14 protein-coding genes are annotated in these 14,773 nt (G+C 61.6%); 5 read left to right on the forward strand and 9 right to left on the reverse strand.

Annotated elements, in window-relative coordinates; translation table 11 throughout:
* Positions 1-244: 244 nt before the first annotated feature.
* From metF to J2J99_RS15140, 4 genes are all read right to left on the reverse strand, one after another.
* Entirely contained in the window at positions 245-1,147 is a 903-nt protein-coding gene (gene metF / locus J2J99_RS15125) for a methylenetetrahydrofolate reductase [NAD(P)H] (protein ID WP_168296784.1), read from the reverse strand.
* A gap of 1 nt (position 1,148) precedes the next feature.
* On the reverse strand, positions 1,149-2,174 hold the full coding sequence (locus tag J2J99_RS15130) for an ArsR/SmtB family transcription factor (RefSeq protein ID WP_168296783.1): 1,026 nt from the start codon (positions 2,172-2,174) through the stop codon (positions 1,149-1,151).
* A gap of 161 nt (positions 2,175-2,335) precedes the next feature.
* A complete protein-coding gene (gene ettA, locus J2J99_RS15135; protein ID WP_168296782.1) occupies positions 2,336-3,985 on the reverse strand; it encodes an energy-dependent translational throttle protein EttA in 1,650 nt (549 codons plus the stop codon).
* 98 nt (positions 3,986-4,083) lie between these two features.
* Entirely contained in the window at positions 4,084-4,824 is a 741-nt protein-coding gene (locus tag J2J99_RS15140) for a ribonuclease T2 family protein (protein ID WP_168296781.1), read from the reverse strand.
* A 222-nt stretch (positions 4,825-5,046) separates the two neighbouring features.
* Here J2J99_RS15140 and J2J99_RS15145 point away from each other — a divergent pair, with 222 nt between their 5' ends.
* From J2J99_RS15145 to J2J99_RS15160, 4 genes are read left to right on the forward strand one after another with little or no spacing between them, the layout of a single operon-like run.
* On the forward strand, positions 5,047-5,997 hold the full coding sequence (locus J2J99_RS15145) for an alpha/beta fold hydrolase (RefSeq protein WP_168296780.1): 951 nt from the start codon (positions 5,047-5,049) through the stop codon (positions 5,995-5,997).
* Between the two features lie 13 nt (positions 5,998-6,010).
* Positions 6,011-6,967 (forward strand): DMT family transporter, encoded by a 957-nt coding sequence (locus J2J99_RS15150; protein WP_168296779.1) that lies wholly within the window; start codon positions 6,011-6,013, stop codon positions 6,965-6,967.
* Between the two features lie 17 nt (positions 6,968-6,984).
* Positions 6,985-8,187 carry a succinate--glutarate CoA-transferase gene (gene caiB / locus J2J99_RS15155; protein ID WP_168296778.1) on the forward strand — a complete coding sequence of 401 codons (1,203 nt, stop codon included), beginning with the start codon at positions 6,985-6,987 and terminating at the stop codon, positions 8,185-8,187.
* Positions 8,184-9,842 carry a thiamine pyrophosphate-binding protein gene (locus J2J99_RS15160; RefSeq protein ID WP_168296777.1) on the forward strand — a complete coding sequence of 553 codons (1,659 nt, stop codon included), beginning with the start codon at positions 8,184-8,186 and terminating at the stop codon, positions 9,840-9,842. The genes caiB and J2J99_RS15160 overlap by 4 nt, the downstream gene beginning before the upstream one ends.
* 66 nt (positions 9,843-9,908) lie before the next feature.
* Here the strand turns inward: J2J99_RS15160 and J2J99_RS15165 are convergent, their stop codons facing one another.
* The 3 genes from J2J99_RS15165 to J2J99_RS15175 all read right to left on the reverse strand — a co-directional run bounded on the left by J2J99_RS15165 (position 9,909) and on the right by J2J99_RS15175 (position 11,573).
* A complete protein-coding gene (locus J2J99_RS15165; RefSeq protein WP_168296776.1) occupies positions 9,909-10,253 on the reverse strand; it encodes a RidA family protein in 345 nt (114 codons plus the stop codon).
* A gap of 72 nt (positions 10,254-10,325) precedes the next feature.
* A complete protein-coding gene (locus J2J99_RS15170; RefSeq protein WP_168296775.1) occupies positions 10,326-10,664 on the reverse strand; it encodes a protein tyrosine phosphatase family protein in 339 nt (112 codons plus the stop codon).
* 72 nt (positions 10,665-10,736) lie between these two features.
* On the reverse strand, positions 10,737-11,573 hold the full coding sequence (locus J2J99_RS15175) for a DUF4432 family protein (RefSeq protein WP_168296774.1): 837 nt from the start codon (positions 11,571-11,573) through the stop codon (positions 10,737-10,739).
* Between the two features lie 255 nt (positions 11,574-11,828).
* Here J2J99_RS15175 and J2J99_RS15180 point away from each other — a divergent pair, with 255 nt between their 5' ends.
* Positions 11,829-13,229 carry a L,D-transpeptidase gene (locus J2J99_RS15180; protein WP_168296773.1) on the forward strand — a complete coding sequence of 467 codons (1,401 nt, stop codon included), beginning with the start codon at positions 11,829-11,831 and terminating at the stop codon, positions 13,227-13,229.
* Positions 13,230-13,243: 14 nt separating this feature from the next.
* Here the strand turns inward: J2J99_RS15180 and aac(6') are convergent, their stop codons facing one another.
* Both aac(6') and J2J99_RS15190 read right to left on the reverse strand, forming a co-directional pair.
* Complete coding sequence (aac(6'), locus tag J2J99_RS15185) at positions 13,244-13,696, reverse strand: aminoglycoside 6'-N-acetyltransferase (RefSeq protein ID WP_168296856.1); 453 nt, start codon at positions 13,694-13,696, stop codon at positions 13,244-13,246.
* A 211-nt stretch (positions 13,697-13,907) separates the two neighbouring features.
* Positions 13,908-14,606, reverse strand: coding sequence for a ParA family protein (locus tag J2J99_RS15190; protein WP_221099912.1), 699 nt, complete (start codon positions 14,604-14,606; stop codon positions 13,908-13,910).
* Positions 14,607-14,773: the final 167 nt, after the last annotated feature.

Raw genomic sequence — 14,773 nt, forward strand, 5'->3', positions numbered from 1 at the left:
ACCGACACATTTCCGACATATTATCGGCAGGTTAACGCGAGGAGACAGACATGGGACTCACGCAATCCTTGAATGTTCTGTTGGTCAGTGCAGCGTTTGCCTTCGTCCTGTCCATGCTCTTTATCTGAGCTGGCCGGCTGGGGGTGTGACGACTGGTAGTACCTGAACTCCCCTGATCAATCCGCCAATGAAAAAGCGCATGTCCCGCCCGACATGCGCTTTTCACTTTGTCGGACGCGGAAGATCAGGCAGCCGCGCCGGCGCTTTTTGCCGGTCGGCGGGAAAGGCCGAGATTGTCGAGCACGGCGGAAACCAGCGGCGAACGGTTCATCGTATAGAGATGGAAATCGCGAATGCCGCGCCGGACGAGATCTTCGATCTGCTCGGCGGCAACATCGGCTGCCACCTTCGCCCGCTCTTCGGGCTTGTCGTCAAAGCCCGCGAAACGCTCGTCAAGAAAGCTCGGGATAACCGCACCGCAGGCGCCGGCGAAACGCTTCAGCTGCGTCAGGTTCTGGATCGGCATGATGCCGGGCACGATCGGGATCGCGATGCCGGCCCGGCGAACCCGCTCCAGATAGCGCTCGAAATTGTCGTTGTCGAAGAAGAACTGTGTCAGCGCCCGGTCGGCGCCGTTGTCGGCCTTGCGCTTCAGCATGTCGATATCGGCAGCTGTGTCGCGGCTCTCCGGATGCTTTTCCGGATAGGCAGAGACTGAAATTTCGAAATCGCCGATCGCCTTGAGGCCGGCCACGAGCTCCGCCGCATTGGCGTAGCCGCCGGGATGCGGCTGATAGGGCGCGCCGGCGCCTCCGGGCGCATCGCCGCGCAGCGCCACGAAATGCGTCACGCCGACCTTGCGGAAGGTCTCGATCATATGATGCGTCTCTTCCTTCGTCGCGCCGACGCAGGTCAGATGCGAAGCGGTGGCAAGCGGCGTCTGCGACAGGAAGCGCGTGACGGCGGTCAGCGTCGGCGCCTTGGTGGTGCCGCCGGCGCCATAGGTCACCGAGACGAAATCCGGATCCCAGTCCTGCAACTCGCTGACTGTATTCCAGAGCTGGCCTTCCATCTCTTCCGATTTCGGCGGGAAGAATTCGAATGAGATCCCGATGCTGCGCGCCTGCGCTTCGTTTTTCAAAGCCATTTTATACTCTCCCGGCAAATGTAGGTTCGGCGCTTTCGCTCGTCTGCGAAGCCATGAGGCGCCTCGGATCACGCGCGAGCCAGACGGTAACCGTCAGCCCCTGCCCGCTCTGCTGACCCGGATGAAGATCGACGACCTGCTCGACATCGAGCCCGGACTTACGCAGCCAGTCGGACATCGCCTGGTGCGAAAAGCCGAGACGGACATGTGCATGCTCGTCCCGGAGATATTCGAGCGTGTGCGGCGCAAGGTCGATGACCACGAGCCGTCCGCCCGGCCGCAGCATGCGCGCCGCTTCCGAGATGGCAATCTCCGGCTGGTCGAAGAAATGCAGCACCTGATGGATCGTCACCACGTCGAAATCCTGTCCCTCGAACGGCAGGTTGAGAATATCGGCGTGGCGCACGGTGGCCTTGGTAATGCGGGACTTGTCGAGATTGGCGCGCGCCACGCTCAGCATGTCGCGGCTGGCATCGACGCCGATCGCCCGGCGGTAGAGCCCGGCCAGGAGTTCGAGAATGCGGCCGGTGCCGGTGCCGAGATCGAGCAGCGAATCGATCGGCTGATTGCCGAGCAGCCGGATGACGGCGGCATCGACCTCCTCGTCGGCCGCATGCAGGCGGCGAAGCTCGTCCCATTCCGCCGCGTTGCGGCTGAAATAGGCCTGTGCCCGCTCCGCCCGTTGGCGTTTGACTGCCGACAGCCGCTCGCCGTCACGAAGGATGGTCGGATCGTTCTCGGACACATGCTTCAGCAAGGCCCGCACGAGCATTGCCGCCTTGCCGTCCTGCTTGAGGCGGAAATAGGCCCAGGCGCCCTCCTGATAGCGCTCGATCAGTTCAGCCTCGCCGAGCAGCTTCAGGTGGCGGGAAATTCGCGGCTGAGATTGGCCGAGAATTTCGGTAAGATCGGTCACCGTCAGGTCGCCGGCGTCGAGAAGCGCCAGAAGCCGCAGCCGCGTCGGCTCGCCGGCCGCCTTCAAGACGTCCACCAGCCCATCCAATCCAAGCTTCAAGGGTTCACTCATATTCGGCCCAATCAAGATATAAAGATATCTTTATGTGATTTGAGCGGCGGTGACAAGCGTCAATTCGCCTTCCCAGCGAAATTGCCTGCTCAAATTGCGACAGCGCCGGACAAAAAAAGCCCCGGCCGAACCGGGGCTTTCTCGATCGAAAAAAAGGACGATCAGCGCGTCAGGCGCTTATGGGCCTGGCTGCCGGGGTTGAGGGCATCGGGGCCGAGGCGACGGACCTTGTCCTCTTCATAATCCTCGAAGTTGCCTTCGAACCATTCGACATGGCCTTCGCCTTCGAAGGCGAGAATGTGCGTGGCCAGACGGTCGAGGAACATGCGATCGTGGCTGATGATGATGGCGCAGCCGGCGAAGTTCTCCAGCGCGTTTTCCAGCGCGCCCAGCGTTTCCGTGTCGAGGTCGTTGGTCGGTTCGTCGAGCAGCAGAACGTTGCCGCCGGCCTTCAGCATCTTGGCGAGGTGAACGCGGTTGCGCTGGCCGCCGGAGAGATTGCCGACCTTCTGCTGCTGATCGCCGCCCTTGAAGTTGAAGGCGCCGCAATAGGCACGGGAGTTCATGTCGAACTTGCCGAGCTTGATGATTTCGGCGCCGCCGGAGATTTCCTCCCAGACCGTCTTGTCGCCGGCAAGGGCGTCGCGGCTCTGGTCGACGTAACCGAGATGCACGGTCTCGCCGATGCGGATCGAGCCGCTGTCAGGCTTTTCCTGGCCGGTGATCATCCTGAACAGCGTCGTCTTGCCGGCGCCGTTCGGGCCGATGACGCCGACGATGCCACCCGGCGGCAGTTTGATCGACAGGTCGTTGATCAGCGTGCGGCCCTCGAAGCCCTTGGTGATGCCCTCCATCTCGATGACCACCTGGCCGAGGCGCTCGCTGACGGGGATGATGATCTGCGCGTCGCCGGGACGCTGCTTCTCGGCTGCGTCCACCAACTGCTCGTAGGACTTGATACGCGCCTTTGACTTGGCCTGACGGGCCTTCGGGCTGGACGCGATCCATTCCCGTTCGCGGCTGATGGCCTTCTGGCGCGAGGCCTCCTCGCGCCCCTCCTGCTCCATGCGCTTGGCCTTCGCCTGCAGATAGGCGGAATAATTGCCTTCGTAAGGGATGCCGCGACCGCGATCGAGTTCGAGTATCCATCCGGTGACGTTGTCGAGGAAGTAGCGATCGTGGGTGATCATCATCACCGCGCCTGGATAGTCGCGCAGATGCTTTTCGAGCCAGGCGATGGTTTCGGCGTCGAGATGGTTGGTCGGTTCGTCGAGCAACAGCAGATCCGGCTGCGAAAGCAGCAGGCGGCAGAGCGCGATGCGGCGGCGCTCGCCGCCGGACAGGCTGGTGACATCGGCGTCGCGCGGCGGGCAGCGCAGGGCTTCCATCGCCATCTCGACCTGGCTTTCCAGATCCCAGAGGTTCTGGCTGTCGATGATGTCCTGGAGCTTGGCGCCCTCTTCCGCGGTCTCGTCGGAATAGTTCATCATCAATTCGTTGTAGCGATCGAGGATCGCCGTCTTCGGGGCAACGCCTTCCATGACGTTTTCGAACACCGTCTTGTGCGGGTCGAGACGCGGCTCCTGCTCGAGATAGCCGACGGTGGCACCCTCGGCCAGCCAGGCTTCGCCGGTATACTCCTTGTCCTGGCCGGCAATGATGCGCAGCACAGTGGATTTACCGGCGCCGTTCGGCCCGAGGATGCCGATCTTGGCATCCGGGTAGAAGGAAAGGTGGATGTTCTCCAGGATCTTCTTGTTGCCATAGGCCTTGTTGAGGCCGGACATATGATAGATGAATTGACGTGCCATGCTGCGCTGCTCCGGGCGGGAAACTTCGTTTCGTGCCGCTATGTAGGCGAAACAGCGCCTGTGGGCAACGCCGAAACCCGGTTTAGGCAGGATTCCGGTCAGAAGCCCGCCGCATCGACGACACCTTCATCGCAGCCGAAAGAGGTTTTTCCCGCCCCGTGGATCAGATCGCCAAGGCCGCCGCTTTTCGCCGACGCCGTTCCCGCATCCTGAGATAGCCCGATCGTCAGCTCGCTGATTATCCTCACATTGCCGGCCCGCCGGCAGCTCATCTTGACGCGGTCGCCCGCACCCGGCCCGAAGCTCTTGTCGAAAGCCGCCTTGATCGCGTCGGACTTGACCGTCTTGCCGATATTGGCGGCGAAGAGGTCGCGCACGGCCGATGCGTTGAGCGCACCCACGAGATGGACGCCGACGCCGAAATAATCTTCCGCGCTCATTTTCGTGCAGGTGCCATGCTTTGTCCATTCGTGCCGTTCAAGGCCGGACTGCATGCCGGGCATCGCCTTTGCCAGCGCCGCCTGCGTCTCGGCCGAAAGCGCCACCTCCGGCAATGTACTCCATTTACCGTCCTTGTCGGCAGCCTTCTGCTCGTCGCTGACGCCGCAATAATCCTGCCGCATCGGCCAGAGTCCATGCAACGAGAAATTCGTTGCGTCGTGGCGCTCGCCGGTCTGGCTTGCGCATTCGGCCTTCTTCTGGTTCGTCTGACAGAAGGCGGGCTGCCAGCTCGCCGCAAGAATGAAACGGGTGCGCCCGTCAGCCTCCTGCGCCATGGCGGCGCCGGCAAGGGCCATCGATACGGCGAATGTCAAGGTACGCAACTGCATGCTGCTCATTTCAACCCCCACAATAGAACAATACAGGAACAGATAAGCACAAAGAGTAAACTGCAGCAACCCTGAATCGCAGTGTTCCTTTAATTTGTTATCGACTATGGCCTGCTTTTAAGCCAGCACACGAAACTCTGTCACTTAGAGTTGAAGCATAAATCCTCAAATCGATTTCGCTTTACGAAATTATGGGGTAGCGATCTGCTCTGCTGCGGCTGGGAGGATCCGATGTTTTCTGAAACGCAACGGCTCTGCGTGCCGGGAGCATCGCTGGCCTATCATCATGCCGAGGCGACCGGCCCCGCCTGCGGCATTCTGTTGATATCGCATGGGCTCGCGGAGCACTCGAAGCGGTATCGCCGCTTCGCCGAGGCGATGGCGGCGCGCGGCTATCACGTCTATGCCCATGATCACCGCGGCCATGGCGAGACGACGGCGCCCGACGCCCCGATCGGCCGCTTCGCGCGGCGGGATGGCGTAGAACGGGTGGTCGGCGACGTCATTGCCATGCGCGCTCATGCGGCCTCGCGCCATCCCGGCCTGAAGGTTATCCTCTTCGGCCATTCGATGGGCGGTCTCATCGCGCTCAATGCCGCCGTAACCGCCCCGGCCGACTTCGACGCGCTCGCCGTCTGGAATTCCAATTTCGCCGTCGGTCTTGCCGGCCGCGCCGCCCAGGCGATCCTCATCGCTGAACGCGTGCTGAAAGGCTCGGACGTGCCGAGCGGCCTCCTGCCGAAACTCACCTTCGCCGCCTGGGGCCGGTCCATTGCCAACCGCCGCACGGAATTCGACTGGCTTTCGCATATTCCGGACGAAGTCGACAAATATGTCGCCGACCCTCTTTGCGGCTTCGACGCCTCGGTTTCGCTCTGGCTCGATGTCTTCGAACTGACCTTTCGCGCGCCGCAAAAGATTCATCTCGACCGGCTGCGGCGCGACCTGCCGATCCATCTGGTCGGCGGCGCAGAAGATCCGGCGACCGAGCGTGGAAAAGCCGTGCTGTGGCTGTCAAACCATTTGAAACGCCAGGGCTTCTCCCGTATCAGCACTGAGATATATCAGGACATGCGGCACGAAACGCTGAATGACACCGGCGCAGAAGCGGCCATTGCCGCCTTCGCGGACTGGTGTGACGGCGCGGTCGGCAAGAGCTGGAACGGCCGAAATCCCGGATAACGAGAATTCCACCATGAGCAGCACCTCGCCCCGGCCCGTTTCATCCCCGTCCGACGTGACGATGGGGCTTGCGCTGATGTTTCTTTCGGTGATGTTCTCGCCGCTCATCGATATCTTCGCCAAACTTGCCGTCGTCACCGTCCCCTCCGCCGAGGTTACCGCCGGCCGCTTCGCGGTGCAGGCGCTCTGCATGCTGCCGATCGTGATATGGCGGCGCAGCTTTGCCGATTTCTCCTGGCGTCAGAGCCTGTTCCATGCCATCCGCGGCCTGATCATCACCATCTCGATGATTTCCTTCGTCACCACGCTGAAATACATGGCGGTCGCCGACGCGATCGCGATCTTCTTCGTCGAGCCGATCATCGTGACGATCCTCGGCGGCATTTTCCTGAAGGAAACGATCGGCTGGCGGCGCTACACCGCCTGCGGCGTCGGCTTCTTCGGAGCGTTGCTGATCATCCAGCCGAGTTTCAACGAAGTCGGCTACGTCGCGCTTCTGCCGATCCTCACCGCGCTCTGCATCGCCATATTCGTGCTGATGACCCGAGTCTTGTCGCACAAGGAAGATCCCTGGGCGATGCAGTTCCAGATGGGCATCTGGGGCCTGATCTTCTGCGCTGTCCTGCTTTTTGTCGGCGATGGCAGCGGCTCCGATATCTTCGATCCCGTCATGCCCGAAAGCAGCACTTGGCTCTATGTCGCCGGCGTTGGCGCCATGGCCGCGATAGCGGGCATCTTCGGCGTCTACGCCTATCGCGCCGCACCGGCCTCGACGCTGGCGCCGCTGCAATATTTCGAGATCGTCTCGGCCACGATCTTCGCCTGGCTTGTTTTCGGCGACTTTCCGGATGCGATCAAATGGCTCGGCATCATGATCATCATCGCCTCCGGCATCTACATCCTTTGGCGCGAGCGCCGCTTTGCTTCCAAACCCGTATCCGATACATCTGAGGTGACGCTGGCGCCGTAGATTGCCCCGGGAGGACCATGACCGAGAGCCTGACGAAAAAACCGCCGCTTGCCGGTATCCGGGTGATCGAACTCGCCCGGGTGCTGGCCGGCCCTTGGGCGGGACAGATGCTCGCCGATCTCGGCGCCGATGTCATCAAGGTCGAAAATCCCGATGGCGGCGACGATACCCGCCAATGGGGCCCGCCCTTCGTCGAGGGTGCCGACGGCGAAAATCTCTCGGCTGCCTATTACCACGCCGCCAATCGCGGCAAACGCTCCATTGCCGCCGACCTGAAAAGCCCCGAAGGCCAGGATCTCGTCCGCCGCCTGGCATTCACAGCTGACGTGGTGATCGAGAACTTCAAGCTCGGCGGACTCGTCAAATACGGGCTCGATTACGACAGTCTGCGCAAACTGAACCCGAAGCTCGTCTATTGCTCGATCACCGGCTTCGGCCAGACTGGCCCCTATGCCAGCCTTGCCGGCTACGATTACATCGTCCAGGGCATGTCAGGCTTCATGTCGATCACCGGCGAGCCGGACGGCCAGCCGATGAAGGCAGGGGTGGCGATCGCCGACATCTTCACCGGCATCTATGCCGTCGCGGCAATCGAGGCGGCGCTGATCCATGCCCTGAAAACAGGCGAGGGCCAGTTGGTCGACATGGCGCTGCTCGATGTGCAATCGGCAGTGCTCGCCAATCAGAACATGAACTACCTCATCTCCGGCGCTGCACCGACCCGGCTCGGCAACGCCCATCCCAATATCTCGCCCTATGAGGTCGTGCCGGCGGCCGATGGCTACCTTATTCTTGCCGTCGGCAATGACGGCCAATTCCGCCGCCTCTGCATCATCCTCGGCCTTGAGGCGATCGCCGGCGACGAACGTTTCGCCACCAACAAGGCCCGGGTCGGCAATCGGGCCGAGCTGCGCCGGCTTGTCTCGACCGAGACGCTGAAATGGCAGAAAGCGGATCTGTTGAAGGCCTGCGAGGAGAACGGCGTCCCTGCCGGCGCGATCAATACGATCGAGGAGATGTTTGCCGATCCGCAGGTGCGCGCCCGCGGCCTACGCATCGACCTTGTGGATGGCGCCGGTACCGTCATCCCGGGGGTCAGAACGCCTGTGGTGCTGTCCGAGACGCCGCTGCGTTACGTCAGGCCGAGCCCGCGCCTCGACGAACACAGGCAGGAAATTCTGGCGGAGCTCGCCGCGCGCGAGAGGGAGGCATCGTCATGAAGAAGACTGGTGGGGAACTGATTGTCGAGGCGCTGAAGGCCAATGGCGCCAAACGCCTCTCCTGCGTGCCCGGCGAGAGCTATCTTGCCGTCCTGGATGCCCTGCGCGATAGCGATATCGACGTCCTCGTCTGCCGTCAGGAGGGCGGCGCGGCGATGATGGCGGATTGCTGGGGCAGGCTTACCGGCGAACCCGGCATCTGCATGGTCACCCGCGGCCCCGGCGCCACCAATGCTTCCGCCGGCCTGCATATATCAAGACAGGACTCGATCCCGATGATCCTCTTCATCGGTCAGGTGCAGCGCGAAGCCCGCGAGCGCGAGGCCTTTCAGGAGGTCGAATTCCGCCGCGCCTTCACCGAATTCGCCAAATGGGTGGGCGAGATCGACGATGCCGCCCGCATTCCCGAATTCGTCACCCGCGCCTTTGCGATCGCAACCTCCGGCCGCCCTGGCCCCGTGGTGCTGACACTGCCGGAGGATATGCTACGCGACGAAGTCGAGGCGCCCGGCGCCAAGCGTTACACGAGCGTCGAGGCCCATCCCGGCCGCAGCCAGATTGACGATCTCTACATAAGACTGCTGAAGGCCGAGCGGCCGATGGTGATCCTCGGCGGCACGCGCTGGGATGCCGATGCCGTCGCCGATTTTGCAGGCTTTGCCGAGCGCTTCCAATTGCCGGTAGGCTGCTCCTTCCGCCGGCAGATGCTGTTCGATCATCTTCATCGCTGTTACGCCGGCGATGTCGGCATCGGCATCAATCCAGCGCTCGCCAAGGAAATAAAGGAAAGCGACCTGCTGATCCTTCTTGGCGGCCGCATGTCGGAAATGCCGTCCTCGTCCTATACGCTGATCGATATCCCCTACCCCGAGCAATCGCTGGTGCATATCTATCCCGATCCTTCCGAACTGGGACGCGTCTACCGCCCGGATCTCGCCATCTGCGCCGCTCCTTCCGATTTCGTCGCCGCCCTCGCCGACCTCGAAGCGCCGGCCGAGCCGCACTGGGCGGAACGCACGCAGCGCATGCACCAGGCCTATCTTTCCTGGTCGAAGCCGCCGGCAACAGGTCCGGGTGCCGTCCATATGGGTCCGATCATGGAATGGCTGGAAGCCAATACCGGGCCGGAGACGATCTTCACCAATGGCGCCGGCAACTACGCCACCTGGCTGCACCGCTTCCATCGTTTCCGACGCTTCAACACCCAAGCCGCCCCCACCTCCGGCTCGATGGGCTACGGCCTGCCGGCCGCGGTCGCCGCCAAGCGGCTCTTTCCCGAGTGCGAGGTCATCTGTTTTGCCGGCGACGGCTGTTTCCTGATGCACGGCCAGGAATTCGCCACCGCCATCCGCTACGGCCTGCCGATCATCGCGATCGTCGTCAACAACGGCATGTACGGCACGATCCGCATGCATCAGGAGCGCGAATATCCCGGCCGCGTCAGCAGCACCGACCTCACCAATCCCGATTTCGCAGCCCTTGCCCGCGCCTATGGCGGCCATGGCGAGACAGTGGAGCGCACCGAGGAGTTCGCCGCAGCCTTCGCTCGGGCGCGAGACAGCGGCAAGCCGGCGATCATCGAAGTCAAACTCGATCCCGAGGCGATCACGCCGACACGCACGCTTTCGGAAATCGCGCAAACAAAAAGCCGGTAAGCCCGTGACCGAACCCGCTCGGGTTGATCATGCACCTACCGGCTTTGACACAATTATGCGATGACCTCAGTCGATCGCGGCCGTGACGATGAACTCGACCTTGTATTTCGGCGCTGCGAGCTTGGCTTCGCTGGTGGCGCGGGCCGGCGGATTGGCCGGATCGATCCAGGCTTCCCAGGCGGCGTTCATCTCGGCGAAATAAGCGATGTCGGAGAGATAGACGAGGGTCTGGAGGATCTTCGACTTGTTGCTGCCGGCTGCAGCCAGCAGGCGGTCGACTTCGGCAAGCGCGGATTTGCACTGATCGGTGACGCCTTCGCCCTCGCCGACCTGGCCTGCGAGATAAACCGTGTTGCCGTGAATAACCGCGCCGCTCATGCGTGCGCCGACGTCGATACGCTTAATGCTCATCATAGTCTCCTGAGTGAATGAACAGTGACGGCGCTGCGGTGCAGCGCCGGAAAATCGGCAGCCGGAACGGGCCTAGCTGCGGATATGATGGGTCTTCTGGTAGATCGCCGTCGAGCGGGCGCCGGAACGGCAATAGCCGAGCATCGGCCGCGGGAATTCGTCGAGTGCATCGACCATGCCCTGCACCGCCTCCTCGGTCACGCCCATCGGTCCAACCGGCACATGGGTGATCTCGAGGTCGAGTTCTCTCGCACGCGCCTCGATGACCGCGAATGAGGTCTGATCGGGACTCTCATGGTCTGGACGGTGGCAGACAATCGATTTGAACCCCAGCGCCTTGATCTCGTCGAGGTCCTCGAGCGTAATCTGGCCCGAGACCGAATATTCATCGTCGATCTGGCGAATATCCATCGTCCTGTCTCCTCATAAAATCGTGGGCTGAAGGTCTACGACGGAGGCCGGCGAGCGTCAACAAAACTTCACTCAGAGGAAGGCAAAGCTCAGCACGTAGCTACGGCTTTCACCGGGCGCCAGCATGTTGAATTCGCCGGCCGCTTCGAGCTCGTCACGCAACACCCAGCGATGCGAGACCGGCTCGATTCCGATGATATGGGCCGGCGTCTTCTGGTTGCGCCAGACCTGGAGGTAGGGAAGCGTATCGGCACGGAAGCGCACGCGGAGCGTCCTGCCGCCGATCGCCGCGATCGGTCCGAGGCGAACCTCCGCCAAGCCGTCTTCCGTTGCCGGCGCCGGCACACAGAAGATGCCGCCCGGCTCCTCGCCGAAGGTCCACGGGAAACCGCCATTCTCCAGCATTCGGCCTTCGAGCCGCGTGCCCTCGTCCAGCCATTTGCCGCCGGTATTCATGTGATACATCAGGAAGGTCGGCACTGTCCGGTCGCTGGTGTTGACGACCCGGTCCTCGAGCCGAACCTCGCCGGTCGCCCCATCGATCCGCCATAGCCGCTCGATGCGCTGCGGCAGGCCCTCGACGGTTACAATATCGATATCGGCGCGGCATTCGGCATTCCCGTTCTCGTATGTCGACCACAGCACCTTGGCCGCATGACCAGAGGCCGATCCGTGCAGCGGATAGACCTTGCCGTCGGCCCCGGCGATCGGCTGGCGGTGACGGATATGGTCCGGCCCGCAGGTAAAGAGGAAGCCTTCGAGGGAGTGATCGATTCGCGGATCGCCATCATCGGGAATAGCCCGCTTCGGGGCGATGTCGACGCCCTCGACGATGCATCCTGCAATATCCAGGACCGATGTCTCATCGAGCATCAGGCGCGGCCCGCTTGCAGCGGCAAATTCGATCATCGCAGTCTCCTCAGGGATTTATCGGTCGCCGTAGGGTTAGGTTTCACGCCATCTTTCGTCAATCGGCGCCGTTCCCCTCTTGCGCTTTTGACGCGATCATGGATTTTGCGGAACTGCAGCAGAGACGCAAACGTTTATGAGTAAAAGGAAATCTTAGGGATTTTCATATTTTGTTCAGCACGGTTTCATAAATTCCACACTAGCGTCAAAATTCGCGGGTGTGTGTCGGCCCAGTCACTGTTCGAGGTGTGAGACGTGAATCGCTTTTTGAAGTCGGCATTTTCGCTTGCGGTCGTGCTGGCGGCCGTTGCGGCCGCGGCGCCGGACGCCGGCGCACAGCAATTTCGTGACCGCCGTCAAAACGATATCGTGCTGGTCACGCCGACCGGCGAAATTCTCGATTATGTCCCGCGCGGCTATATCTACGCCCGCGACCGCAGCGGCAATCGCGTGCTGATCGACGCCTACGGCAATATCGTCGCCACCGAGATGCGCGCCCGCGGTTATTATCCGCCGCGACCCGGCCCGCGCGACCTCTACGCCGACCGGAACGGCAACGATCCCTATTATGCCGACGACAATTCCTATGGCGATGCGCGTTATTCCGAACGCGGCGCCGTCACCGGCGGCATTCCGCGTGACGCAGCGATCGAACGCCAGCCGCTCGGTGAGGAGCCCTATCCTGACGATAACAGCATCGGCAATCCGCAGCCGGGCGACGATTACGCCTCAATCGATCCCGATCAGCAGATCCCGCCCGCCGATGCGCCGATGACCGCGCCCGACGAGCCCGTCATCACGCTGAAGAACAAGTCGAAGCCCGAGATCGTCGCGCTGCAGGTCTTCCTCGACCGTGCCGGCATTTCGCCTGGCGTCATCGACGGCCATATGGGCTCGAACGTCAGCAAGGGGATCTATGCTTACGACCAGATGACCGGGTCGAAGCTCGACCCCAACGACACCGATGCCATTCTGGAAGAGTTGCGCATGAACGGCGGTCTGCCGATCGTCAGCTACACGATCACGCCGGCCGACGCCGCCGGCCCCTTCGTCGCAGAGATTCCGGAAGACTATTCGCACAAGGCGCTGCTGCCGTCGCTTGCCTATACGTCGACCACGGAAATGCTGGCCGAGCGCTTCCACATGGATGAGGCCTTCCTCAAGGAGATGAACCCCGGCGCCGACTTCAGCGTTCCCGGCACGGTCATCAAGGTCGTCAATCCGGGCGAGCCAAAAACCGGCGAGGTTGCCCGCATCATCGCCGACAAGGGCCGCAAACAGGTCTTCGCCTATGACAGCGCCGGCAACCTCCTTGCCGCCTACCCGGCATCGATCGGCTCTACCGACACCCCCTCCCCCTCGGGCACCGTCACGGTCGAGCGCGTCGCGTTCAATCCCGGTTATACCTATAATCCGAAGATCAATTTCCAGCAGGGCGCCAACGACAAGGTCCTCAATATTCCGCCAGGCCCGAACGGTCCCGTCGGCACCGTCTGGATGGCGCTCTCCAGGCCGACCTACGGCATCCACGGCACGCCCGAACCCTCCAAGATCGGCCGCACCCAGAGCCACGGCTGCATCCGCCTGACCAACTGGGACGCGACCGAGCTTGCCAAAATGGTTAAGCCGGGCGTGACGGTCGAATTCGTCGATTGAGGGGCGATACCAATCTACAGTGGCTTTCGGAAGAACACGACGCGCTGTGTCTCCTCAAAACCTAAAGCGATATGGAGTGCATGGCTGGCCGAATTCTCGAGCAGCGCGTCAGAGCCGAATTCAACACACCCAAGCGACCTCCCCCAATCGGCGACGGCACTGCAAAGCAACCGTGCGATACCCTTTCGCCTGTCACCGGGCCGGACATAAACCCCTTCTAGGAACAGAACGGGCGAACTGCTGCATCCGTTCACATAATCATGACGCAAAGTGGCCTCAGCAAACCCGACAGCTTCATGCGCAGCATTTCGCGCGATGAACGCGATGGCTTCTCCGCCTTCTGAAAGAAACGCCCGGGCCAACTCAGCTCGATGAGATTCAAGCGAGTGATGCGGCCATAGCGCAACGCGAAGCTGCGCCCATGGCTCAACATCTTTGATAGTCCCAATCTCAATAATCGATTCCATATTGCGGTTCCCTCCTTGTCGCAAAAATCCCGGCAAAGCGAATGTTTTGCGACAGGTGAGTGCATAGAATGCTTCGCGAAGATATTTCGACAAGATAACCGCCCAAACACCCGTTTCACAGGGCATTCGGCACGAGCATTTACTTGGATTCTGCAATTCGGTTAGGGACCGGGATCGCTTTGGCAGTCTTTCTATTTCATGCGGGAGGTATTCAGGCGGCCGTCGCCATGCGGGCCGAGGCCGGCAGCCGGACCGGCAGCTTGCGCATGATTTCCTCGGCAAAACAGGTTGCGTTCTCACGCGCCTTGTCGAGATTGCTGACGCGCGAGGGGTCGATCGTGTGCAGCGTGCCGCCACAATCGAAGATGTCGCGGAAGGCCGAACGTTCGATAATCGCGGTGTCGAGCACCGGCACGAGCCGCTCGCTGAGCAGCGACTTGACGAGTTGCAGCGCCCGGGTCGTCACCATCGAATTGACGCGGGTAAGCACCACCGAATGGCCGATCTTGATTCCCGCCTTCTCGTCCAGATATTGCAACAGTTCCAGCACCTGCGCGCCGCCGCGCGCATCCATGGCACAGCCCTGGATCGGGATCAGCACGTGGTCGGAAAGGCCGACGGCGGTGGCAAGCAGCGGATTGCGCGCGCCCGGCAGATCGACGATGAAATAATCGGTATTATGCTTGTTCTCGCTGATATGCTGCGGCAGCGAAGCGGTGGTCACGAAATCGATCACGGAAACATTGGGGACGTGAGCTGAAATCTCGTGCCAGCGCGAAATCCAGTGCTGCGGATCGGCGTCGAGAATGGTGACGCGGTAACCCTTGCGGGCAAGTTCGGTCGCGAGCAGCAGAACAGCGGTCGTCTTGCCGGCGCCGCCCTTGGTATTTGCGAATGTGATGACAGGCATATTCAGTCCTCGGAAGGAAATGGTGCGAGCCGGAATCGCTCTTTTACGCACCATCGAGCATCGTGCGGTTAATCCATCCTTTCTAATCATGGTTAACAAATTCCAAACGCGCCCGCCGAAATTGCAGCCGGTATTTTTCACATCCCTAAAATTCAGAGTGCTCACAA

This window comes from Rhizobium binae, assembly GCF_017357225.1.
Classification (GTDB): domain Bacteria; phylum Pseudomonadota; class Alphaproteobacteria; order Rhizobiales; family Rhizobiaceae; genus Rhizobium; species Rhizobium binae.